Source organism: Streptomyces sp. NPDC001832 (assembly GCF_040297265.1).
In the GTDB taxonomy this organism is placed as follows: Bacteria; Actinomycetota; Actinomycetes; order Streptomycetales; family Streptomycetaceae; genus Streptomyces.
The window spans coordinates 25,453-46,684 of sequence record NZ_JBEOYU010000028.1 but is presented as its reverse complement, the minus strand read 5'-3'; the positions used below and the strand labels follow the sequence as shown (position 1 = coordinate 46,684).

Below are 21,232 nucleotides of genomic sequence, written 5' to 3'. Positions count from 1 at the left end.
GTGCGGGGATGGGCGCGGCGTGACGTGGATGGCGGCGTCGAGCCCCAGTCACGAGGTGCTGCCAAGAGCGCGTTCGTGTGCGTCGAGGAGGCGGCTGGTCTGCGCGTACAGCCGTTCCAGCTCAGCCGAGGTGAGGATGAGCGCGCCGTCGAGGGCCGAGCCGTCATCGAAGTGGAACTCGACGGGGACCGAGCCCTGACGGGCCCGCGGGTCGTAGACCGCGTCCCGGCCGGGCAGCAACGTGGCGTGCGTTGCCTTCACCGGCACGGGCCTGAGCGTCGTCCCGTCGGCAGGCGCGGACCACTGGGTTCCGCCGCCGGGTGGGCGCAGGTGGTAGGTCGTGGCGGAGCCCTCACCGGGAAGGGCGACCACGACTCCCACACGGTCTTCGCGGGCGGTGTCGGTGGCGAGGTCGCCGAGCCGGGGAGCGAAGGGAGCTGCCGTTCCTAACTCGGCTCCCTGCGAGGGAAGGTGGGGAGGACGTCGTCGGGTCATGCTCTGAAGTTAGGTACAGGGCAACCCTCGAATATGAGCCGGAGGAATACGACCCCTATCCGTCCAGGTGAAAGCGGTCGGACATGCGTCGAAGCTTCTCTCGCGTGACGGCTCGTTCCGCGTAGACGATGCTGCGAAGCGTCGAGCGGGCGATGGGGTGGTTCCGTACGAGCTGGGGCGCGATCCGCTCGGCGGTCTCCAGCTCGACCAGGGCCTTGTTCCGGTTCCCGTCCCACAACCAGGCTCGCGCGACATCCATGTGGTGGTGTCCCTGGCGGGAGTTGGGTAGTGATCCCACCAGTCCCGGGCTGGTGCGGCGGTTTATCTCCAGCGCGTTACCCTGCTTGCCCATTTCCAGGGCCACGCTGATCGCGTGGATCTGCACGTTCCCGGCGGAAAACGTCAGCGAATGCCGGTCGTACACCGGTGTCCCGACGTATGCGTCCATGCGTTCGGCGGCGTCCTTCGCGTGTCCGATGCGGTCTTCCGCTTCCGAGGCGCGGCCGGCTCGGGCAGCGGAGACCGCTGCCCGCAGCTGCAGTGTGCCCCAGGCCCGCACGGCCAGCGGCTCGCCGCGTTCGTATGCCTGCTGCACCGAGGTGATTGCCTTGTCCGAGAGCGTCAGCGCGTCAGCCCAGTCGGCCGTGGCCCACATGTCCCAGACGCGCATCCAGTCCGCGACCGCAGGCAGCACGGGATCCCCGGACAGGCGGGCCGACCACGCCGCTCGCTCGCATGCCATGGCGACCAACTCGGGGTGCCCGAGGGCATGGGCGGCGGTGTGCGCGAACTTGCAGCACACCGCGTAGATGGCGTACGCCTCCTCACGCTCGTGCCCCTCCGCCACTTCCGCCAGGGCCCGTGCCTCGCGGAACAGGTCCGGCAGTACCCGGAGGATCGCTACGTTGGAGGCGGTGTCCCGCAGCCGGTGCAGTCGCGTCACCTCACGCCACAGCTGTGACGTCGGCCGTGGAGTTCCGCCGAAGACGGGGGCGAGGTCGTAGCGGCGCAGCTCGCGCAGGATCGACGAGGCGGAGACCTGCCACTGGTTGTTGTCCGGGGAGCTGCTGTACGGGCGCCCGATCAGGTCGTTCGGATGGATGTGCAGCTCGGCGGCGACCTGGTTGAGCAGCCCGACCCGGTCCAGCTCGATCAGGCCCCGCTCCATCTTCGACACCCAGCCCTGCGACTTCCCCAGGGCCGTCGCCAGGTCGGCCTGCGGCATGCCCAACCGCAGCCTCGCCCTGCGAACGCGCCTGCCGATCTCCTCGGCTTCCTCCAGCATCAGGACACCTCCCGGCCGCCGGACCAACCGGCGCGATCGCCGGTCCGTCCGTACAGAGTTCGTCACCAGTACGGTACCCATGACGCGGATCGCGTGTGAGGCGAGCTGCCGGGGCGTGGATGTCACAGCTGTGCTCCCTGTCTCGCCATGAGCGGTTGGCCCAACAAAGGCCGGTGGGAACTTCGGCCTCATCAGCGACAGGCTCGCCCGAACCAGGTGCCAAGTCCTCTGCCGGCGCCGCCATACGGCAGAGGATCACGCTGGTGAGGAACAACCACGTCGCATTCCGCCGGAGACAGCCAGTGACCGTCGTGACCCTCTTGCACCATGGATCCAACTGCGGGACTTACCCAGTGAACAAAGCGGGTGTCCAGGAGTGTCAGACCCGCGCGGTCAGGTTACTGAGGAGGGCGCGCCTGTGGGCTGAGGCTCTCTCCGGCGGGAGATGAAGGTGGCCATAACCCCTCCAGGCTCGGTGAGCGCCCACAGCCAGCAGGGCCGGCTCGCCGACGGATACCAGGCACTCCGTATCGCCGAGAGTTGTGCGGCACAGGACATCCGGCGCCCGGCCATCCGGGAGCTGGTCGCGGACATGGCAGCCCGCGACCGTCGTCGTACGCTGCCTGAACTGCACCTGTTCAGCCGGCAACTGGGAGTTCCCGCGTGAGTGAGCAGTCCGACCAGCGGACCAAGAAGCCGTTTCTGTACGTCGTCGTATGTGGGTCGGGCATCGCCGGTGACGTCGGGCGGCTGATCGCGGCGGCGCAGGTCACCGGCTGGAACGTGGGCGTCGTCGCCACGCCGCAGGGTCTGGGCTTCATCGACGCGGAAGCCGTCGAAGCCCAGACCGGGTACCCGATCCGTTCGGCCTGGCGGTCTCCCGGCGACCCTCGTCCGCTCCCGGCTCCGGATGCGATCGCCGTTGTCCCGGCGACGTTCAACACGATCAATAAGTGGGCGGCTGGTATCTCGGACACCCTGGCCCTGGGAATCCTGTGCGAGTCGTACGGCTTTGGTACCCCCACCGCTGCCGTGCCGTACGTGAACTCTGCCCAGGCCGCCCACCCCGCGTACGCCGAGAGCCTGCGGAAGCTGCGCGAGATGGGCATCCTGATCGGTTCTTACGAACCCCATCCCCCCAAGGCCGGCGGTGGCGCGGACCGCTTCCACTGGGAGGAAGCGCTCGACCTGCTCACGTCCAGGGTGGCCGCCCAGGCGTGATCACCTCCGCCGAGGCCGAGACGTAGCGATGGGCGTGGCCGATGCTGCAGGCTGTGGGGAAGCCACGGGGCGTGGAACGGTGCTGCTTGCCTGTGCCGCGAGAGCTCGTCGGCTTGGAGCGGGCCTTTGTGAGAGCCGCTGTACGCGCCAGGCCAGTGTGCGTGCCGGGGAGCGGGCGTCGTCGAGGGCGCGTTCGTCTGCTGCCTGCTGCAACAGGCGTCCGGGATCGTGGCCTGCGGTCTCCGCGTCGGCCATTGCGGTGGTGAGTGCATCGGCGGCGGGGTCGGCGAGGATCTGGTCGGCGTGCGTGGAGGCGGCCTGGCGGATGAGCTGGGCGTACCGGACTGCAACCTTCTGAGACGGTCGACGCTGGCCGGCGGCAAGCATGAGCCCGGATGAGGTTCGGTCGTAGGCAGTCTGGAGGTGGTGCAGGGTCCGGTGGGCGGCTGCGGTCTGCTGGTCGTGCTGTCGTCGGTCGTGCCAGCGGGCGGCGGCGATGACGGCGAGGAGCGCGGCGTCGAGGAACATCGCCAGGAGGGCTCCGTCCTTGGGCGTCGGCTCGTGGAGCATTGCCTTCACAGCCCCTCGCAGGGCGCGGGCATGGTGGTGCTCGACGCGAATGCGTGAACGGGTCGCCTGCTCGAAGGCAGAAGCCGCCGCGCGGAGTTCGGTACGGATGTCCGGCGGTGCCGTGAGGGCTACGGCGTCGAGTGCTTCGCCGAGGGCGGCCAGGTGGGCCTGGGCGGCTTCGGCGTCCGGCTGGCCGAGGTGGTGGGGGATGCGCTCGGTAGCTGCGGTGGCTTGATGCCACGGGAGCGGCCTGAGGCGTCCATGGGTGTCACCTGCTGGAATGTCTGCTGCGGCGAGACGGCTCTGGATCTTGGGGAGGGAGAGATCCGGCGACAGCGTGGAGCCGGAGAACCACACCGGTTCCCCTTCGGCGTTCGTGTCGTGGTCCAGGGCGACCTTGTAGCCGCGTAGTTCCCCGGAGGGGAAGTGCAGGACCTCGACGAGGACGCCGTTGGTGCGGGTGAGGAGACCGAGGAATTCCTCGGCGTTGGTGGCGGCAGCCGCTGCCGTGCGGACAACGGTGCGCAGGTGTACGCGGGCGGGCTTGTCGTGGCCGGCGCGGTGGGCTTTCTCTTGCTCGGCGCGGGTGGGCCGTTTCGCGGCGGTGCGGTCCCCGCGTACGACTTGGAAGAGGCCGTATTCCTTCTCGATGGCTGCGAGTTCGCGATCTGCGGTGAGGTAGTCGTTCCAGTGGCGTGCGGTGCGCAGGTCGCCTCGGACCTTGGTGGCGGCGATGTGGATGTGGTCGGGGGCGTGGCGGACGGCGACCCATCGGCAGCCGTCCGGGTCGTCTGTCGGCGCGATTCCGGTGGCTGCGACGACACGGCGGGCGATGCCCGCCCATTCGGCGTCGTCGAGGAGGCGGTCGCCAGGCGCTGTACGGATGGAGCAGTGCCACACGTGCTGCTTCGGAGCTCGGCCAAGTCGCTTGGCCTGCTGGACGCGTAGGTCGAGGTCGGCCACGAGGAGCTTCTTGGTGGCGGCGATGTCGTCGGTGCGGCCGGGGTCGGGCGCGAAGCCGTCCCACGAGGCGACGAGGTGCGGGTCGGTGTGTTCGTTGGCCCGGCCGGGGCCGTAGAGGTAGCGGATGAGGCCGGCGGTGCTCTTGCCGCTGCTGATCTTCGCGATCACCGTGGCCCCTTTGTGGCGGCGGCCTGATTGGTGGCTGCTGCGATGTGGCGGACAGTGGTGCCGGCCGTGCCGAGGACGCGTTCCGCATGGTCGAGGAGTGCGGTGTCCCCATGGTGTGGACGGCCGCCGGAGTTGAGCTTCTTGGCGATCTGGTTGATGTTGTGGCCGATCTCGGCGACCTCACCGCGGAGGGCTGAGTTCGTCGATGTAGTCGTCGAGCTGGGTGCGCTGACCGGGCAGTGCGAGGTCTCCGTGGACATGGGCCATGACGACAGCGCCGACGTAGTGGGCGGCGGCGATGTTTAGCGACCGGGCCACGGCGAGGATCGCTGTTTTCTCGTCGGCGCTGTAGCGGACATCGACGCGTTCTTTGCGCTGGGTCTCTTTGCGCTGACGGCGGCGTGAGACTCGGTGTAGTGCGGCGGCTTCGGCGGCACGCTGCGGCAGCACGGTACGGGTGGTGGTCTCGACGGGCTTGTTCCGGTCGGGCGCCCCCTGGTGCTCGACGTCCTCCGCCACCCCTGGGGCGGAGGCGTCTGCGTTGGACCGGCCCGTGGACGGTCCAACGCCATACCTTGCTCCGCCTGATGCCGGGGTGGAGGTCATCTGCTGCTGCGCTGACGAGGGTTCGCGGTCGAGGCCGTGCATGGGGGCTCCTGCAAGCGGTGGTGGAGGAGGAGGGCCCGTTCCTCCCGTGCTGATTCACAGGAGGAACGGGCTGGGGTGACATGGGTTGCAGGGTTCAGCCGGTGCTTGTGGTGACGGCGTCGAGTTCGGCCTGCAGCAGGTCCTTGACCTCGTCCAGACGGCTCCGGGAAATCCCGAAACCCTGGTCCCTGACGGCCTTCTCGATGTTGCGGCGCGAGGCACGGCCCGCTCGCCCGAGGGGAGCCGTGCGGCCGATGGCCACGGCCTGCTCCAGGGAAACGCTCGGCTGCTTGCCTCCCGGCTCACCGGGCTGCTGTGGGGCCTGCGCCGCTCGCTTCGCGAGTGGCTGCGGCACGTAAGCGTCGGTGTCCGTGGCGGGTGGCGGCGCGAGCTCGCCGATCGTGTGTTCCGCGGCGGGTTCGTGGCGGTCGTCGGTGTTGTGGCGGACATGGGTAGCGGGGCGTCGGGCGACGAGGAGATAGAAGTGGACGGCTCCGGCCAGGGCGAGTGGGGCGATGGCGGAGATGACTCCGACGGTGATGTCGTCGAGGGAGAGTCCGTTGTGGCGGCTTTGCTGGTTGAGGCGGATGGCGTGCAGGACGTTGGCCCAGATGCTTGTGGCGGTGGCGATGCCGACCAGTGCCGAGACGTAGAGACGGGCGGACAGGGGTGCGGTCCGCAGGACGAGCAGGGCGCCGATCCCGATGGCGATGAACCCGTCGATGACGAGCGGGAAGGCATAGGTGAGCACCCGGTGGATGTGGCTGGCGGCGGCCATCTGGCGCAGGGCGTCGTAGGACAGTGCGAAGGCGGCCACGGCCAGCAGCGACACACCCGTGCGGATCGCGGTGGCCAGCGGCAGCGGGGCGGACGGTGCCGCGGCGACGGTGGGGGAAGACAAAGGGAAATGCTCCAGGGGTGCAGGGTGTGGCTGATGTGGCCCTGAGGGCGGGGGAGACCCGTCGCGACTCGTCGCGTGCCTGGTCAGGACCGGTACGAGTGCGGCGGTGATGACGAGTCGACTCGTCACCGGACCTCGACTCGTCACCGCGCTGACCTGCGCGGAGACGAGTCGCGACGGGTCGTGCCGGGTCAGGCCCCGGTCGTGGCTTCGGGCGCGGGCTCGGGGCAGTAGCGGGCCCAGGAGTCGGCGAACTGCACGCGGGTGAAGCCCTTGGCCTGGACGTTGCCGTGGAAGCGGCGGGTGGCCGAGCTGATGTCGTACTCCCTCAGCAGGAGTTGCAGGCCCCGAGGGGTCAGGCCGTTGGTGGTGTACTCCGCCCAGGGCGTCTCGTCGTCCTGGTTGAGGATGTCAGCGCCTCGGCACCGGCGTGCGCTTTATCCGGCGACTCATCCAGGAGCGCCGCATCCGCTACGTCAAGCTCGGCAAGCCCGTACGGATCCCTGAGAGCGCCATCGCCGCGTACATCGAGGAGCGCACCGTTCCGACTCTCGGTGACGCGCGCTCCCGCTTCGGGAAGGCCGCCTGATGGCCGCCCGCAAGCCACAGCGGCGGCGCGAGTTCGGCACCGTTCGTCAGCTCCCGTCGGGGCGGTGGCAGACGCGCTACTGGGCCCCGGACGGCAGCCGTCGCACCGCCCCGGAGACCTTCGAGACGCGCACCGAGGCCCAGATCTGGCTCACGCTCACCCAGGCCGACATCGAGCGCAAGCACTGGGTGGACCCCGACGCCGGCTCGATCAACTTCGAGACCTACGCCATGAAGTGGGTCGAGGAGCGCGGGCTCTCCGCCACCACGGAGGAGCTGTACCGAAGGCTCCTGCGCCTTCACCTGCTGCCCGCATTCGCCACGGTGAACCTGGACGCCATCACACCACCGGGCGTGCGCACCTGGCGGGCCGAACGGTTGGCGGCTACCGGTGCGACGACCGTCGCCAAGTCCTACCGCCTCCTCAAGGCCATCATGGAGACGGCGACCGACGACGAGCTGATCCGCCGCAACCCCTGCCGGATCAGGGGCGCCGGCAGCGAGAAGGCCAAGGAACGCCCGACGGCCGCCGTCGAACAGGTCGACGCACTCGCCGACGCCATGGGACCGAGGTGGCGACTGATGGTCTACTTCGGCGCCTACGGGCCCATGCGCCCGGAGGAGCAGGCAGCCCTTCGGCGGCAAGACGTCACGCTCGAACCGCTCGCGGTCAAGATCCGTGACGCTGCACCCGAGCTGACCACCGGCCGTCGCGTCGAAGGCGACACCAAGTCGGCCGCCGGACGGCGCACCGTCTTCCTCCCGGCCTTCCTGCACATCGAGGTGGAGCGTCACCTCGACTGGTACGCCGAGAAGGAACCCTGCGGGCTGCTGTTCGTCGGGGAGAAGGGCGCACCCTTCCGCCGGTCCACCTTCGGCCGCAAGTGGCGCAGGGCCCGCGCCCAGGTCGGCCTGCCGGAGGGCTTCCGCTTCTACGATCTCCGCCACACCGGCCACACCCTGTCCACCCAGTCCGGCGCCACGCTCAAGGACACGATGGTCCGCGCCGGCCAGTCCTCGGAGAAGGCGGCGCTGATCTACCAGCACTCCGACGGGGAGCGGCAGCGGGAGGTCGCCGGAGGCATCGACGCCAGGGTCCGAGCCGCCCGCCAGAAGGCGGTCGCCCAGCCGCCGGCGCGCGAAACCTGAAGCGACGGACGGGGAGTGTGGCATCACGCTGCACGCCCCGCAGCGCTCACCCCCAAGGCGTAGTCCGGTGATGTGCGGTCAATGCCTCTGTGGCCCCTGACGGCGGGACCATCGGGATTCTCCGCACCGAGCGCGGTCTCGCCCAGCGCAGGTGGGCCGCCGTTGACTTTCGCTTCTACGAATCCGGGCCGGCCAGTGGTTTTCCTGATCAGGCCCGCACGCGATCACCACGCGGGCAATGAAGGTCCCCGCAGCACCGTGCGCCCCTCATGCCCCCTTGAATGTACGACCTGACTGAGATCAGCTTTCCTTGCATGTACTGACAGGGGAGTTGTGGTCGGTCGCGCCCGGCCCAACTGGAGGGGGAGCAGTGGCGATCAAGTTGGTTTCCGTTTCGCCCGCGCAGGATGAGTTGATCTATAAGGCTATAGCCCTGGGTGATCGCTACACCAGGACACTGGGGCTCCTGAAGCCCCCTGCCTACCGCAAAGCGGCGGAGGACGGCGGCCTTCTAGCCGCCGTCGAAGGGGACGAGGTGATCGGCTACGCGCTGTTCGGACTGCCGAAGAGGAGCGCGCGTATTCGACTTGCGCACCTATGTGTAGCGGAGGAACAGCGCAGCCGGGGAATAGGCCGGAAGCTGGTGGAAGGCATCAGGGAGAGGTATCCGCAACGGCTCGGGATCAAGGCAAAGTGCCGACGGGACTACAACCTGAGTGGGATGTGGCGGAGTCTGGGCTTCGTCCCGGATGGCGAGGTCCGAGGACGTGGCCGTGACGGCGAGATCTTGGACGGTTGGTGGTTGGACCTCGGCCATCCGGACCTGTTCACAGAGATGGAGAGCGACGCGCTTCTGGTGGTAACGGTTGACCATGGCGTGTTCGCTGATCTGCGGGGTCTTACCGACTCAACCGATGCGGAAGAGTCCCGCGCATTGGAAGCCGGCTGGATGGCGGACCTCGTAGAGCTTGCCTACACGCCTCAGCTGGTCCACCAGATCCGGGACCTCACGATCACGGCGGAGCGTCAACACCAGCAGGCGGCCCTGACTAGCCTGCGCAAGCTTTCCCCCGTGTCGGAGGCTGTAGACAGGCGAAGCCGTGAGTTGCTCCAAGCCGCAACGCAGGCCATCCCTGAACTGACCGTCGACGCTGAGCTCCGCCTCCGATTGCGGTATGTGGCCGAGACCTCCTGCGCCGGTCTGCAAGTTCTGGCAACCCGTGATCCGTTGCTGTCCCGCCTGACCGATGTGGCCTGGGAGGTTGCCCGAGTTCGTGTCGTCTCACCTTCCACCGTGACACTGCACGTGGACGAGCTGCGGCAGGCCCAGATGTACCGCCCGGCTGATCTGATGGGGACAGAGTTCCGGTCCGGCGGGGTGGCACCGGGGGCGGAGGAGGAACTGGTCGCCTTCTTCAATCAGACGGGTGGCGACGACGGCTCTGCCTTCGCCGAGCGCCTGCGGGTGTTGAACAAGGGCGCGGTCGCCTGGCGTCGCGAGCTGCTCCGGGATGGTCAGGGGCGCCCGGTCGCGCTATATGCATGGGCGTTGGACGGGCGAACCCTGGTTGTCCCCGTACTTCGCACGGCCAGTCATCCGCTGGAGGAGACACTGGCCCGGCAGCTCCTCTTCCTGCTCAAGCGTCTCGGTCGAGACAGCGGTGCCGAGATCATCCGCGTCAGTGATCCGCATCCGTCCGAAGCTGCCAAGTCCGCAGCTGGGGACGACGGTTTCTTCGAACGCAACGGCGAACTCGTCGCCCTCCTCGTGAACGTCTGTGGGACGGCCGCAGAGGTAGGGACAGTGGCAGGCGGCCTTGCCCGCGAACTAACTGTGGATACCACTACGCTCCAGCCTGGCATGCCCGCCGAGCTGGCCTCTGTGGTGGAGCGGGCATGGTGGCCAGTGAAGGTGATCGACTCCGAGCTGCCGTCCTTCCTGGTGCCCATCAAGCCGCGCTGGTCGACCGAGCTCTTCAATGTCCCCGCCATGCTCATTCCGCGGAGTGAAACCCTCGGTATCAGCAGAGAGCACGTGTACTACCGCTCTTCGGGTCGCCGCGGGGAGAGCGTCCCTGCTCGGCTGCTCTGGTACGTCAGCGAGGGCAGCTCTCCAAGCGAAGGCCAAATGGTGGTGGGCAGTTCGCGACTTGACGAGGTACTTATCGACACACCTGACACCCTCTTCTCGAAATTCGAACACCTGGGCGTATATGGTCAGGCTGAGGTCCGAGAAGCCGCTGACGCCTCCGGCCGCGCCATGGCGCTGCGGTTCTCAGACACCGAGATCTTCCCGAAGCCGGTGACGCTGCGACAATTGACCTCGCTGGCCAGGGGGCGAGGGATACCGTGGTCGCCGGGCTCGTTGATCTCGCTGTCCAAGGTCAGCAACGAGCTGTTCCAGGCTGTTTACCAAGAGGGGCACCGAACGACGTGAACGATCCGGAACGCGCGATGCTGCTGTCCGTCCACCCGCGCTTCGCCAACGCGATTCTGGCCGGCAGTAAGACGGTGGAGGTCCGCCGCCAACGCGTCGCCGCGCCTCCCGGAACGCCAGTCCTGCTCTACGCGACCGCGCCCACCATGGCCCTGGTGGGCATGGCGCGTATCGCCTCGATCCATGTGGCCTCGCCCAAGGAGGTCTGGTCGGCGCATCGTACTCAGACAGGAATCACTCGACACGAGTACGACGCCTACATGGATGGGGCCGCCCAAGCGAGCGGGCTGACCTTGGAGGACCCCGTGTCCTTCGACGAGCCGGTGTCGCTCAGCGCGCTGCGTGCGGCTGGAACTTTCCATCCGCCGCAGAGCTACCGCTATCTGAGCAGCGCTGACCTATTCCAGGTATCAGAAGCCGGCCCGGCCGTGGGTAGCGCGCTTCGGCGAGTACTGCCAGATGCGGTTCACGCCTAGGACCTGTCCGGCCGATCATGTTCGAAGCCAGATGGCGAGGGCTGCTGCGGTGGCTGTGCCGAGGTAGACGTAGCCGCGTTTGTCGTATCTGGTCGCCACGGCCCGATGCTGCTTGAGCCGATTGATTGCTCTCTCGATGGTGTTGCGTTCCTTGTATCGCTCATCGTCGAAGGCGGGTGGTCGTCCGCCGCGTGCGCCTTTGCGCAGGCGGGCGGCCTGGCTATCGGTCTTCTCCGGGATGGTGTGTCGGATGCCTCGGCGCCGCATGTATTCGCGGCAGGGGCCGTTGCTGTATGCCTTGTCGGCCGCGACGCTGTCAGGCTTCTTGCGGGGCCTGCCCGGGCCGCACCTGGGAACGCGGATCTTCTCCCGCACTGCCTTGAACTGGGTACAGTCCGCTCGTTGTCCCGGCGTAACGATCAGGGACAACGAGCGGCAACGGCCGTCCGCGCTCAAGTGGAGCATGCTGGTGAACCCGCCCCGCGAGCGGCCCAGGCCCTCACCTGTCGCACCATCCACCAGGCGGGCGTGAAGGCTCTGCTACGTGATTTCGTCCTGGTGTTCGGCGACTGTCGCCCCCTTTGATGTCGGGGCCGGCGGCGGGTCGGTGCCGGCCCCGGCCGCGTGTTGATGTGCACGGACGATGGTTGAGTCCACCGAGATGTCCCAGTCGATCTCACCCGCGGCATCGGACGCGGCCTGGACCTGCTGCAGCAGACGTCCCCACGTTCCGTCGGCCGACCACAGCCGGTGCCTTTCGTAGACCGTCTTCCACGGCCCGAACCGTTCCGGCAGGTCACGCCACTGCACACCGGTCCGCACTCGGTGCAAGATCCCGTTGATCACCTGTCTGTGATCCCGCCACCGTCCACAACGCTGGTTACTGACCGGCAGGAACGGCCGCAGCTGTTCCCACTCGGCATCACTCAGATCACCCCGCCCCTTACCCACGTCAACGACTCAGGCATCGAACAGTCGCATGATCGGCAGGGCAGTTCACAGGTATGCGCCCCGTCCGCGCGCTCAGATTTTCGGCGGCCAGCACCCGTGGTCGACCGCGGGAAGCCCGATGTACGCGCGCAAGTCTGCGTGAGTGGCCGGAAGTCCGTAAGTGGCGAGGCTCTCGCCCAGGCCCTCCTCCGTGTTCCACCATCCTTCAAAGAGGTCGGCGAGGGCATACAGAAGCTGCTGCTGGGGGCGGGGGAGGTGCGCGTACGGGGGGCGGGGGTCGGGCAGGGGACTAGGGAACAGGTCTGGCAGAACCGCTTTCGCCTTCGACGCCCTTTGCGACGTGCTGACGGACGGCAGGCAGGCGGCGACTGCGGCGCGTGAGGTGGGGGAGGGTGGAAGGGCGAGCAGAACGTCGGCGGTGTGACCGTGGAAGTCGCCCAGGCTGTAGTCGGTCGCGGGTACAGGCGCAGGGGCCGCGGCTGCGGCAGCGAGTTCGGCAACGGCCCGGTCGAGGAACGGACCGTCGAGTTCCGCGGCGGCGCTTCGGGCGGTCTGGGCGATGGCAATGGCGGCAGCCCAGCGTACGAGGCCGTCCTCGGCGTCCAGACTGGCGGTGAGGGTCCCCGGGAGAGCCGTCGTGCCGAGGATGCCGACAGCTACAAGCGAGGTGGCCTTCGCGACGACATCGTCCTCGTTCGCAGCAAGGCCGAGCAGGAGGGGCAGGGAGGTGCCCGCCAGTTCGGGAAACCAGGTCAGCAGGTAGGCAGCCCTGGTTCGGACTCGAGGATTCTCATCATCCAAGAGACCGCGCAGCACCGGAAGTTCGGCAAGTACGGCGTTGTACGAACGCATCGAAGAGTCACGGGCATCGACCGGATTGCCGGCCGCCACCCAGTCCCGGGTGTCTTGTAGGTTCCGGCGTCGCTGCTCGTTCTGCTCGGCGGCCAGCGCCTCCTCGTACAGCGGGAGGAGCTTGTCGGAGGAGTTCTCGGCGGCCTCGGCGCGCCAAGCGGCGATGTCGGCCCCGTCGGTGATCTCGCGCTCCTCGTCCCAGTTGACCGCGAGGCCGGTCAGGAGCTCCAACGCGTACTCACGCGCCGGATCTGGGCCGGCGAGAGCGATCCGGGCAAGGAACGGCACGGCGTACGGAGATGCCTGACAGCGGGTTCCCTGGTGCGCGAGATGATCGAACAGGCTGCTGACGGCCTGCTGTCGTGCCTGCTCGTTATCTCCGCACAGGGCGCGCAGTTGGCCGGGCACATCGGCGGCCGTCCCGTAGGCGTGGTTGAGGTTCGCCCAGTCCACTTCGTCCAGGCCGGTCAGCAGGTTGTCGTCCGCAATGATCACGGCCGCATGATGTCAGAGTCCTCCGACACCGGCACCCGGCCCCAGCGGACGGGCCGTCGGAATCGGGCACCATGACCGGGTAGAACCCGGATCCCACCGTTTCCAGCACGTACACGTGCTCGCCGCCCTCAGCCAGCGAACCCCTTGGTGATCCCGGCGCGGGAGGGGACGGGAATGCATCCGCCGGCCGGGGCTCCGAGCCGATTGATCGGAGGAGCCCCTTCGCTGCTCTTTAGCCGCCGAACACTGCTTGATATGCCGTCTGCCCCTGCTGCACCAGCAGCGTGAGGCCGGCTGGCCTAGTCGTGATTGCGCCCAGGACCTCCTGCGCGCGCAGATACGCAGCCCTGGTCTGCCCACCCTCCGGGTGCTCGTCGGAGGTAGCCACCTCCAGCACCTCGGCGTCCTGGATCAGGAGAGCGAGGTGGGCTTGCGGGGAGGCGGTACAGACCGGAGTAGCTCCCACAGAGGGCGCGAACCGCTGGCCCACTGGGCGAGGAGATGGCGGTCGACGAGGTGGAGGCTCTGCGACTCGGCGAATTCGAGGGCAGGCTTGGAGAAGCGGCCGTTGGTGAGCATGACCAAAACGTCGCCGCCGTGTACTTGGCGGCCTGTGCCGTTGAGGACGAAAAGATCGGGCGAGCCGACTGCTGGTCCCCGTACGCCGTCTTTGCGATGCTTGCACTGGATCACCCAGCGGCGACCGTGGGGATCGGTGGCCTTTACGTCTGCTCCCTGGTCGCCGCCCCGGCCAACTTGCTGCGCGTCCCGGCAGCCGTCTCGGTACATCAAGTCTCGTACGGCGTATTCGAACTGGGTGTAGTGGAGGCCATCCAAGTGCTCTGCCGAGTATCGGAGCCCCTGCGCTCGGACGGCATCCCGGCGGGCCTTCTTCCTCTGCAGGTGCACACCGACGGCGCCCGTACCCGCTGCCGCGATGACCGGAAGCGCGAAGACCCACGGGTGTTCGGCTACCCAGGACGCCACCGACGCGATGAGGCTGGACGCCACCGCACCGACCAGGCCGATCATCAACAGAAACTGAAGACCGGAGCCCTTCTGCTTACGGGGTCGACTGCTCCGGCGACGCCGGACCGGACGCCGGCTCATCGTCCACTCGTCGGGCTGGGAAAGACGATCGGATACGAGACAGTTGGCGTTGGCCGCGCGGCAGGCTTGTCCCACTCGGGCCGCTTGATCGGGTAGACCATCGGCGACTGCTGCTGCTGCTGTGGTTGCTGCCGCGGTAACCGGAACTGCGTCGGTTGCGTATCGGTGCCTGTGGTGACGGTGTTGCCGTTGCCAAGGATGAACACCCCGGCCACGACCGCTCCCAGGATGGCAGTCTCCCGGCGGGCGCCGGCTGGGAGACGGGTATGCCTCCTCACCACGGTTCCGTTCGACTTCACGTACTGCTCGATCACGGGCACGGCCGTGTCCCCCATCCAGTTGAGTCATGCCTCCCTGCACAACGGCCCCATGAAAACACTCACCACTGACAACACGTCACGCCATGATTGCCGTGCGTGATCATTTCGCGCCATTGTCGGGCCGCCCGGGCGGTAGGTCTACAGGTGGGCCCGACCTGTCCTTGGCGGATGCGAACTCGTCGCCCCACACTCGCGTGTGGCGCGGATCACCTGGGGCGCGTCTCGTGGTGCGGGGTGGCGTGCGACGAGTCGACCCATGTAGTGCGTCGCGCACCCTCTGGGCTGCGTATTCGCGCAAGATGGGGCACGAGGAGGGCACGCCGTACGGCAAGAGGTCTAGACAACAAACAAGGCCCTAGTCTCTGACCAGGGCCTTCATCATGGAGCGGGTGACGAGAATCGAACTCGCGCTCTGAGCTTGGGAAGCTCATGTTCTACCATTAAACTACACCCGCTTGAGGTGCACCGATTGCTTGCTGGTGCATCGCCCATACTGTACCCCATACCAGGTCCCCGGCGTTTGAGCCGTGGGGCCTTTTTGTTGTCGGGGAGGGTGGATGCGGCTGCCGTGGGCGGGAGTTGGGGGCGTAGCGTGGGTGGTCGGAGTGCCGCCTGGAGCGGCGTCCTGTTCATCCCCTAATGTGGCGTTCTCGTCCAAGGCTTGTTGGGGAAGGGACTTGATGGACTCCATGGAGCGCACCGTCGTCCGCTGTGCCGAAGGGCACGTTTTCGCTACCGCTTCGTTCCCGATGCAGCAGCTCGGGTCCGGGCGGATCGGTCCCGGGCGGCTCATTCGCTGTCCTCGTTGTGCACGGCTGCGGCATGCCGTGCCTGTGGTGTTCGAGGAGCGATAGCGGCAGCCGAGACAGGCGCGGCAGGAGCGGTCACAGGCGCGCGGGGCGGTCCCGGGTTGGGGCGGGCCCGCGCGTTCTGCGTATCCTCGGGGCGTGCTTCTCTCAGATAAGGACATCCGGGCCGAGATCGACGCCGGACGTGTATGTATTGATCCGTTCGACGCGTCGATGGTGCAGCCCTCGAGTATCGATGTGCGGCTCGATCGCTACTTCCGGGTGTTCGAGAACCACCGCTATCCGCATATCGATCCAGCCGTCGAGCAGGCCGATCTGACGCGCATGGTCGAGCCGGACGGCGACGATGCGTTCATCCTGCACCCCGGTGAGTTCGTGCTCGCTTCGACGTACGAGGTCATCTCGCTGCCCGACGATCTTGCGTCGCGGCTGGAGGGCAAGAGTTCGCTGGGGCGGCTCGGTCTTGTGACGCATTCGACCGCAGGGTTCATCGACCCCGGTTTTTCCGGGCACGTGACCTTGGAGCTGTCGAATCTCGCGACGTTGCCGATCAAGCTGTGGCCGGGGATGAAGATCGGGCAACTGTGCATGTTCCGGCTGAGTTCGTCCTCGGAGTTCCCGTACGGCTCCGAGCGGTACGGATCGCGGTACCAGGGCCAGCGCGGGCCGACCGCGTCGCGTTCGTTCCTGAATTTCCACCGGACCCAGGTGTGATGCCGTATGAGCGATGATGTGCGGGAGAACCTGACGTACGAGGGGTTCGGCCATGCCGTGCGTGAGCTGGCGCAGACCGTGGCCGACGACGGATTCGAGCCCGATGTCGTACTGAGCATCGCGCGGGGCGGGGTATTCGTCGCAGGCGGGCTCGCTTATGCCCTGGACTGCAAGAACATTCATCTGGTGAATGTGGAGTTCTATACCGGGGTGGGCACCACTCTGGAAATGCCGGTCATGCTGGCGCCCGTTCCGAATGTCGTCGATTTCTCGGACAAGAAGGTCCTGATCGCCGACGACGTCGCCGATACCGGGAAGACCCTGAAGCTGGTGCGCGATTTCTGTATCGAGCATGTTGCCGAGGTGCGCAGCGCGGTCATCTACGAGAAGTCGCATTCGCTCGTGAAGTGCGAGTACGTGTGGAAGAGGACTGATCGCTGGATCAACTTCCCATGGAGCGTGGACAAACCCGTGGTACGGCGCGGCGGGCAGGTTCTCGACGCGTAGAGCCGGAGGCCGGGGGCACAAGCCCGGCGGCACGGTCATACACGAGCACTCGTACCCGCAAGAGGAAGAGCCCCCGAAGCACTGTGCCGGGGGCTCTTCCTCATGCGGTCGTATGCCGTCAGACCGTGCCCAACTTGATGATCGACAGCAGCGCGATCAGCTGGATCGCGGATGCGCCCAGCGCCTTCGGCCACGGCAGGTCGTGCGACTTGCTCACCATCGAGGTGAAGAGCGCGGCAGAGGCCAGCCAGGTGATCCAGCCGAGGACCTGGACCAGGGAGTGCTCGCCGCCGAGGAAGATCGCGAATATCAGGCGGGGGGCGTCCGTGATCGACATGATCAGCATGGAGAGGCCCACGGTCGGCTGCCAGGAGCCGTCGCCGCCGAGCTGGCGGGCGAGCGTGTGTGTGACCGCGCCCAGGACCAGGCCGCCGATGACGAAGCCGATGCCCGTAATGACGGCGTAGGGGACCGCTGTGGAGATCGTCGCGTGGATCGCGTCGTCCCGGGCCTGGTCGAAGCCGAAGAGGGCGAGCAGGCCGTACACGAACGTGACGATGAGCGCCGGGCCCCAGACCGGGTAGTCGCGCATCTGCCAGAACGTCGGTCCCGGGCGTAGCACGATGCCGGTGAGCAGGTCCTTCCACAGCAGTCGCGGGCCCGCGGGCTGGGCGGGGGCCTGGCCGGCACGGTAGGTGTTGCCGTCGCCGTACGGGTCCTCGCCGATGCTGAACGCTTGGGTGTGGCCGGGGGAGTTGGCATACGGGTCGCCCTGCTGTGGGGACCCGTGGTGGTGGGCCTGCTGGTACGGGTCGCCGAAGTACTCCGGCTCGCCGTGACCGCCGCCGTCGTAGCCGTTGCCGCTGCCGTAGCCGCCGTTGTGTCCGCCGGGTCCGTTGTGTCCGCCGGGCCTGCCGTTGTTGTACGGGGGCGGGGCGCCGTTGCCTCCCGTCGGCGGCCATGGCTGCTGGGCGTACGGCGGTGGTGCTTGTGTGCCGTACGGCTGCTGCCGCGGTTGCTGTTGCGCTTGCTGCGGGGTGCGGTTGTCCCGGCCGCGTCCGATCCTGAATCCAGCCACGTCATCGAACGTACCTGGTCCGCGTGGGCGCGGTGAGAGTGCCCGGGGAACCTGACCGCCATTGCGGCCGAGCTGTGACATCCCCTAGGGGAACCCTGGGGCGGGGCCCCATGCGTATGCGCACGGGAATGCAGAAGCGGCCGGTCCTGCCCCCGAGGCAGGTCCGGCCGCTTCTGTCGCACGACAGCCGAGCTACTTCACCGGCTCCGGCTCCGGTGCGTCCGCCGACTCCGCCTCGCCGACCGGGTCGGCCGGGGTCTTCACGGAGTCCAGCAGCAGCTGCGATACGTCGACCACCTGGACCGACTCCTTCGCCTTGCCGTCGTTCTTCTTGCCGTTGACCGAGTCGGTCAGCATGACCAGGCAGAACGGGCAGGCGGTGGAGACGATGTCCGGGTTGAGGGAGAGGGCTTCGTCGACGCGCTCGTTGTTGATGCGCTTGCCGATCCGCTCCTCCATCCACATCCGGGCACCACCGGCACCGCAGCAGAAGCCGCGCTCCTTGTGGCGGTGCATCTCCTGCTGGCGCAGGCCGGGAACGGAGGACATGATCTCGCGCGGCGGGGTGTAGATCTTGTTGTGACGGCCCAGGTAGCACGGGTCGTGGTACGTGATCAGGCCCTCGACCGGGGTCACCGGGATCAGCTTGCCCTCGTCGATGAGGTGCTGGAGCAGCTGGGTGTGGTGGATGACCTCGTACTCGCCGCCGAGCTGCGGGTACTCGTTCGCGATGGTGTTGAAGCAGTGCGGGCAGGTCGCGACGATCTTCTTCGACGCCTTCGGCTTCTTCGTCGACTCGTCCTCGTCGTCCTCACCGAACGCCATGTTCAGCATCGCGACATTTTCCTGGCCGAGCTGCTGGAACAGCGGTTCGTTGCCCAGGCGGCGGGCCGAGTCACCTGTGCACTTCTCGTCCCCGCCCATGATCGCGAACTTGACGCCTGCGATGTGCAGGAGTTCCGCGAAGGCCTTCGTGGTCTTCTTGGCCCGGTCCTCCAGGGCGCCCGCGCAGCCGACCCAGTACAGGTAGTCGATCTCCGACAGGTCCTCGACGTCCTTGCCGACGACAGGGACGTCGAAGTCGACTTCCTTGGTCCATTCGACGCGCTGCTTCTTGGCGAGCCCCCAGGGGTTGCCCTTCTTCTCCAGGTTCTTGAGCATCGTGCCCGCCTCGGACGGGAACGCGGACTCGATCATCACCTGGTAGCGGCGCATGTCGACGATGTGGTCGATGTGCTCGATGTCGACCGGGCACTGCTCCACGCACGCACCGCAGGTGGTGCAGGACCACAGCACGTCCGGGTCGATGACGCCGTTCTCCTCGGCCGTGCCGATCAGGGGGCGCTCGGCCTCCGCGAGAGCCGCGGCCGGGACGTCCTTCAGCTGTTCCTCGGACGCCTTCTCATTGCCCTCCATGTCCTTGCCGCCACCGGCGAGCAGGTACGGAGCCTTGGCGTGCGCGTGGTCGCGCAGGGACATGATCAGGAGCTTCGGGGAGAGCGGCTTGCCCGTGTTCCAGGCGGGGCACTGCGACTGGCAGCGACCGCACTCCGTGCAGGTGGAGAAGTCGAGGATGCCCTTCCAGGAGAACTGCTCGACCTGGGAGACGCCGAAGATGTCGTCCTCGCCCGGGTCCTCGAAGTCGATCTCCTTGCCGCCCGACGTCATCGGCTGCAGCGCGCCGAGCGCGACCGCGCCGTCCGCGTTCCGCTTGAACCAGATGTTCGGGAAGCCGAGGAAGCGGTGCCAGGCGACACCCATGTTGGTGTTCAGCGAGACCATGATCATCCAGATCATCGAGACGCCGATCTTGATCATCGCGGTGAAGTAGATGAGGTTCTGCAGCGTGTCGAGCGAGAGGCCCTTGAACGCGAGAACCAGGGGGTACGAGATGAAGTAAGCGGCCTCGTAGCCATCGACGTGGTGGATCGCGCCCTCAAGACCGCGCAGGGTCAGGATCGCCAGTCCGATGACGAGGATGACGTACTCGACGAAGTACGCCTGCCAGGCCTTGGAGCCCGCGAAGCGGGACTTGCGGCCGGCCCGGGAGGGCAGGTTCAGCAGCCGGATGGCGATCAGCACGACGACGCCGACCGTCGTCATCAGACCGATGAACTCGGTGAACATCTCGAACGGCGGCCAGTCGCCGATGACGGGCAGGACCCAGTCGGCCTTGAAGAGCTGTCCGTACGCCTGGAGCAGCGTCGGCGGCAGCGTCAGGAAGCCGATGGCGACGAACCAGTGCGCGAAGCCGACGATCCCCCACCGGTTCATCCGGGTGTGGCCGAGGAACTCCTTGACCAGGGTGATCGTGCGCTGCTTCGGGTTGTCGGTGCGGCTGCCCGCCGGGACCGGCTGTCCGAGCTTGACGAACCGGTAGATCTGTGCGACGGCTCGGGCGATGAGCGCAACGCCGACCACAGTCAGCACCAGCGAAACGATGATCGCGGCGAGTTGCATTTGGGGGCTCCTCGGGCCTGCGAGGGTGGGTTCCAGCGTCTACAAGCGAATACTGGCGATTACTAAGCAGTAACTTAATCAGTCTGTGCTGACACTATCCACTTATTCCGCCGCGCTGTAGCCGGACCGGCGGTGATCTGTGTCGCTCAGGTGTGCCTCGCCGCGTCGGATGAGTCCGCGGATCGCCCTGCGCAGCGGTGTGTGTACGGCTCTCGCCAGGATGGCCAGGTCAAGTCCTACCCAGTGGTGCTCGGCGTAGTGCTGGTCGAGCAGGGCGGGCTCGTCCCACGGCATCACAGAACGGGAGCGTACCTGCGCCAGGCCGGTGAGGCCCGGTTTCAGTTCCTGCCGCCAGTGTCTCGCGGTGGTGGCGGCGAAGGTTTTGGGGGTATCGGAATCGGCCCCGGGGGCCCAGGCGCGCTCGTCGTCCGGCGCCAGGGGCACCGGGCCGACCAGGGAGAGGTCTCCCCGTACGACGTGCGGCAGCCGGGAGAGCAGATCCAGCCGCAGTCGCCGGGTGCGCAGTGAGCGCAGTACGAAGAGGCGGCCGCCCAGGCCGATCCGGGGTGAGCGGGTCAGTACGCCGCCGGGTTTCCGCTGCGCCGCGAGGGCGAGGGCGCCCGCGGCGAGCAGGGGGGCGGCAATGATCAGCAGGACCGAGCCGAGGGTCAGGTCCAGTACGCGCTTGGCCGACGGCCACGCCCGCCTCGATTCCCGCAGCCACTCCCATGTCCGCTCCTGCGACTGCGCCCGCATGCGGACCGGCATGCGGACCGGCGTGCGGACCGGCGTGCGGACCGGCGTGCGGACCGGCCTCCGCCTCGGCCTCTGCCCCTGCCTTGGTCTCAGCCTCTGCCTCTGCGTCTGCATCGTTCGCACCTGCCTGGGGGTCGGGCGGATCGAGTGCCGGTTTTGCGCGGCTCACGGCATTTTGTTACAGAACGATCCCATGGCGCGATGATGGGGGCGGGCTGTGTGGCCCGCGAGGCGGGTGGGTGTCGCCCTCGAACTACCTGTGCGCGCGAGGTGTATACG

The 21,232-nt window shown here is 67.5% G+C and carries 18 protein-coding genes, 1 tRNA gene and 4 pseudogenes; 8 read left to right on the top strand and 15 right to left on the bottom strand.

The genetic code is table 11. The annotated features are described in order from the left end of the window. Window positions 1-48: 48 nt before the first annotated feature. Window positions 49-495 (bottom strand): hypothetical protein, encoded by a 447-nt coding sequence (locus ABT115_RS21305; RefSeq protein WP_351792060.1) that lies wholly within the window; start codon window positions 493-495, stop codon window positions 49-51. A 55-nt stretch (window positions 496-550) separates the two neighbouring features. Then, window positions 551-1,780, bottom strand: a complete 1,230-nt coding sequence (locus tag ABT115_RS21300) for a helix-turn-helix domain-containing protein (RefSeq protein ID WP_351792057.1) — start codon at window positions 1,778-1,780, stop codon at window positions 551-553. Window positions 1,781-2,261: 481 nt separating this feature from the next. Here ABT115_RS21300 and ABT115_RS21295 point away from each other — a divergent pair. Both ABT115_RS21295 and ABT115_RS21290 read left to right on the top strand, forming a co-directional pair. Then, window positions 2,262-2,447: pseudogene (locus tag ABT115_RS21295) on the top strand (helix-turn-helix domain-containing protein); the annotation flags it as partial. Continuing rightward, on the top strand, window positions 2,444-3,001 hold the full coding sequence (locus ABT115_RS21290) for a flavoprotein (RefSeq protein ID WP_351792054.1): 558 nt from the start codon (window positions 2,444-2,446) through the stop codon (window positions 2,999-3,001). The pseudogene ABT115_RS21295 and the gene ABT115_RS21290, both read left to right, overlap by 4 nt. On the opposite strand, the gene ABT115_RS21285 is transcribed toward ABT115_RS21290, so the two are convergent. From ABT115_RS21285 to ABT115_RS21270, 4 genes and pseudogenes are all read right to left on the bottom strand, one after another. Further along, complete coding sequence (locus tag ABT115_RS21285; RefSeq protein WP_351792051.1) at window positions 3,002-4,702, bottom strand: relaxase/mobilization nuclease domain-containing protein; 1,701 nt, start codon at window positions 4,700-4,702, stop codon at window positions 3,002-3,004. It abuts the gene before it with no gap. Beyond that, a pseudogene (locus tag ABT115_RS21280) lies at window positions 4,699-5,221 on the bottom strand (plasmid mobilization relaxosome protein MobC). The gene ABT115_RS21285 and the pseudogene ABT115_RS21280 overlap by 4 nt, the downstream one beginning before the upstream one ends. Window positions 5,222-5,444: 223 nt before the next feature. Further along, window positions 5,445-6,251, bottom strand: coding sequence for a DUF2637 domain-containing protein (locus tag ABT115_RS21275; protein ID WP_351792048.1), 807 nt, complete (start codon window positions 6,249-6,251; stop codon window positions 5,445-5,447). A 191-nt stretch (window positions 6,252-6,442) separates the two neighbouring features. Further along, window positions 6,443-6,682 (bottom strand): annotated as a pseudogene (locus ABT115_RS21270) (DUF3631 domain-containing protein); the annotation flags it as partial. On the opposite strand from ABT115_RS21270, the gene ABT115_RS21265 reads away from it, so the two are divergent. The 4 genes from ABT115_RS21265 to ABT115_RS21250 all read left to right on the top strand — a co-directional run bounded on the left by ABT115_RS21265 (window position 6,682) and on the right by ABT115_RS21250 (window position 10,901). Then, the gene (locus ABT115_RS21265) at window positions 6,682-6,840 is read left to right on the top strand and encodes a helix-turn-helix domain-containing protein (RefSeq protein ID WP_351792045.1); all 159 of its coding nucleotides are present in this window, start codon (window positions 6,682-6,684) and stop codon (window positions 6,838-6,840) included. The pseudogene ABT115_RS21270 and the gene ABT115_RS21265 overlap by 1 nt on opposite strands. Further along, window positions 6,840-7,988: a tyrosine-type recombinase/integrase gene (locus tag ABT115_RS21260; protein WP_351792042.1), complete on the top strand. Its 1,149-nt coding sequence runs from the start codon at window positions 6,840-6,842 to the stop codon at window positions 7,986-7,988. The genes ABT115_RS21265 and ABT115_RS21260 overlap by 1 nt, the downstream gene beginning before the upstream one ends. Window positions 7,989-8,358: 370 nt before the next feature. Continuing rightward, the gene (locus tag ABT115_RS21255; RefSeq protein WP_351792039.1) at window positions 8,359-10,425 is read left to right on the top strand and encodes a GNAT family N-acetyltransferase; all 2,067 of its coding nucleotides are present in this window, start codon (window positions 8,359-8,361) and stop codon (window positions 10,423-10,425) included. After that, window positions 10,422-10,901: an ASCH domain-containing protein gene (locus ABT115_RS21250; protein WP_351792036.1), complete on the top strand. Its 480-nt coding sequence runs from the start codon at window positions 10,422-10,424 to the stop codon at window positions 10,899-10,901. Before ABT115_RS21255 ends, ABT115_RS21250 begins: the two co-directional genes overlap by 4 nt. Before the next feature lie 15 nt (window positions 10,902-10,916). Here the strand turns inward: ABT115_RS21250 and ABT115_RS21245 are convergent. The 6 genes and pseudogenes from ABT115_RS21245 to ABT115_RS21220 form a co-directional block, all read right to left on the bottom strand. Further along, window positions 10,917-11,852, bottom strand: a pseudogene (locus tag ABT115_RS21245) (IS5 family transposase). Between the two features lie 72 nt (window positions 11,853-11,924). Next, a complete protein-coding gene (locus tag ABT115_RS21240) occupies window positions 11,925-13,199 on the bottom strand; it encodes a hypothetical protein (RefSeq protein WP_351792033.1) in 1,275 nt (424 codons plus the stop codon). A gap of 232 nt (window positions 13,200-13,431) precedes the next feature. Next, window positions 13,432-13,587, bottom strand: coding sequence for a hypothetical protein (locus tag ABT115_RS21235; RefSeq protein WP_351792030.1), 156 nt, complete (start codon window positions 13,585-13,587; stop codon window positions 13,432-13,434). 23 nt (window positions 13,588-13,610) lie between these two features. Beyond that, a complete protein-coding gene (locus ABT115_RS21230) occupies window positions 13,611-14,231 on the bottom strand; it encodes a restriction endonuclease (protein ID WP_502969137.1) in 621 nt (206 codons plus the stop codon). Between the two features lie 74 nt (window positions 14,232-14,305). Then, window positions 14,306-14,623 (bottom strand): hypothetical protein, encoded by a 318-nt coding sequence (locus tag ABT115_RS21225; protein WP_351792024.1) that lies wholly within the window; start codon window positions 14,621-14,623, stop codon window positions 14,306-14,308. A 387-nt stretch (window positions 14,624-15,010) separates the two neighbouring features. Next, window positions 15,011-15,084: transfer RNA gene (locus ABT115_RS21220), tRNA-Gly, on the bottom strand. A 492-nt stretch (window positions 15,085-15,576) separates the two neighbouring features. Between ABT115_RS21220 and dcd the strand changes: the two genes are divergently transcribed. Then, window positions 15,577-16,152: a dCTP deaminase gene (dcd, locus tag ABT115_RS21215; protein ID WP_351792022.1), complete on the top strand. Its 576-nt coding sequence runs from the start codon at window positions 15,577-15,579 to the stop codon at window positions 16,150-16,152. 6 nt (window positions 16,153-16,158) lie between these two features. After that, window positions 16,159-16,659, top strand: coding sequence for a phosphoribosyltransferase (locus ABT115_RS21210; RefSeq protein ID WP_351792019.1), 501 nt, complete (start codon window positions 16,159-16,161; stop codon window positions 16,657-16,659). Window positions 16,660-16,777: 118 nt separating this feature from the next. On the opposite strand, the gene ABT115_RS21205 is transcribed toward ABT115_RS21210, so the two are convergent. From ABT115_RS21205 to ABT115_RS21195, 3 genes are all read right to left on the bottom strand, one after another. Further along, window positions 16,778-17,737, bottom strand: a complete 960-nt coding sequence (locus ABT115_RS21205) for a Yip1 family protein (RefSeq protein WP_351792016.1) — start codon at window positions 17,735-17,737, stop codon at window positions 16,778-16,780. A 192-nt stretch (window positions 17,738-17,929) separates the two neighbouring features. Then, window positions 17,930-20,197, bottom strand: a complete 2,268-nt coding sequence (locus tag ABT115_RS21200; protein WP_351792013.1) for a (Fe-S)-binding protein — start codon at window positions 20,195-20,197, stop codon at window positions 17,930-17,932. 102 nt (window positions 20,198-20,299) lie between these two features. Continuing rightward, window positions 20,300-20,965 (bottom strand): sugar transferase, encoded by a 666-nt coding sequence (locus ABT115_RS21195; protein ID WP_351792010.1) that lies wholly within the window; start codon window positions 20,963-20,965, stop codon window positions 20,300-20,302. Window positions 20,966-21,232: the final 267 nt, after the last annotated feature.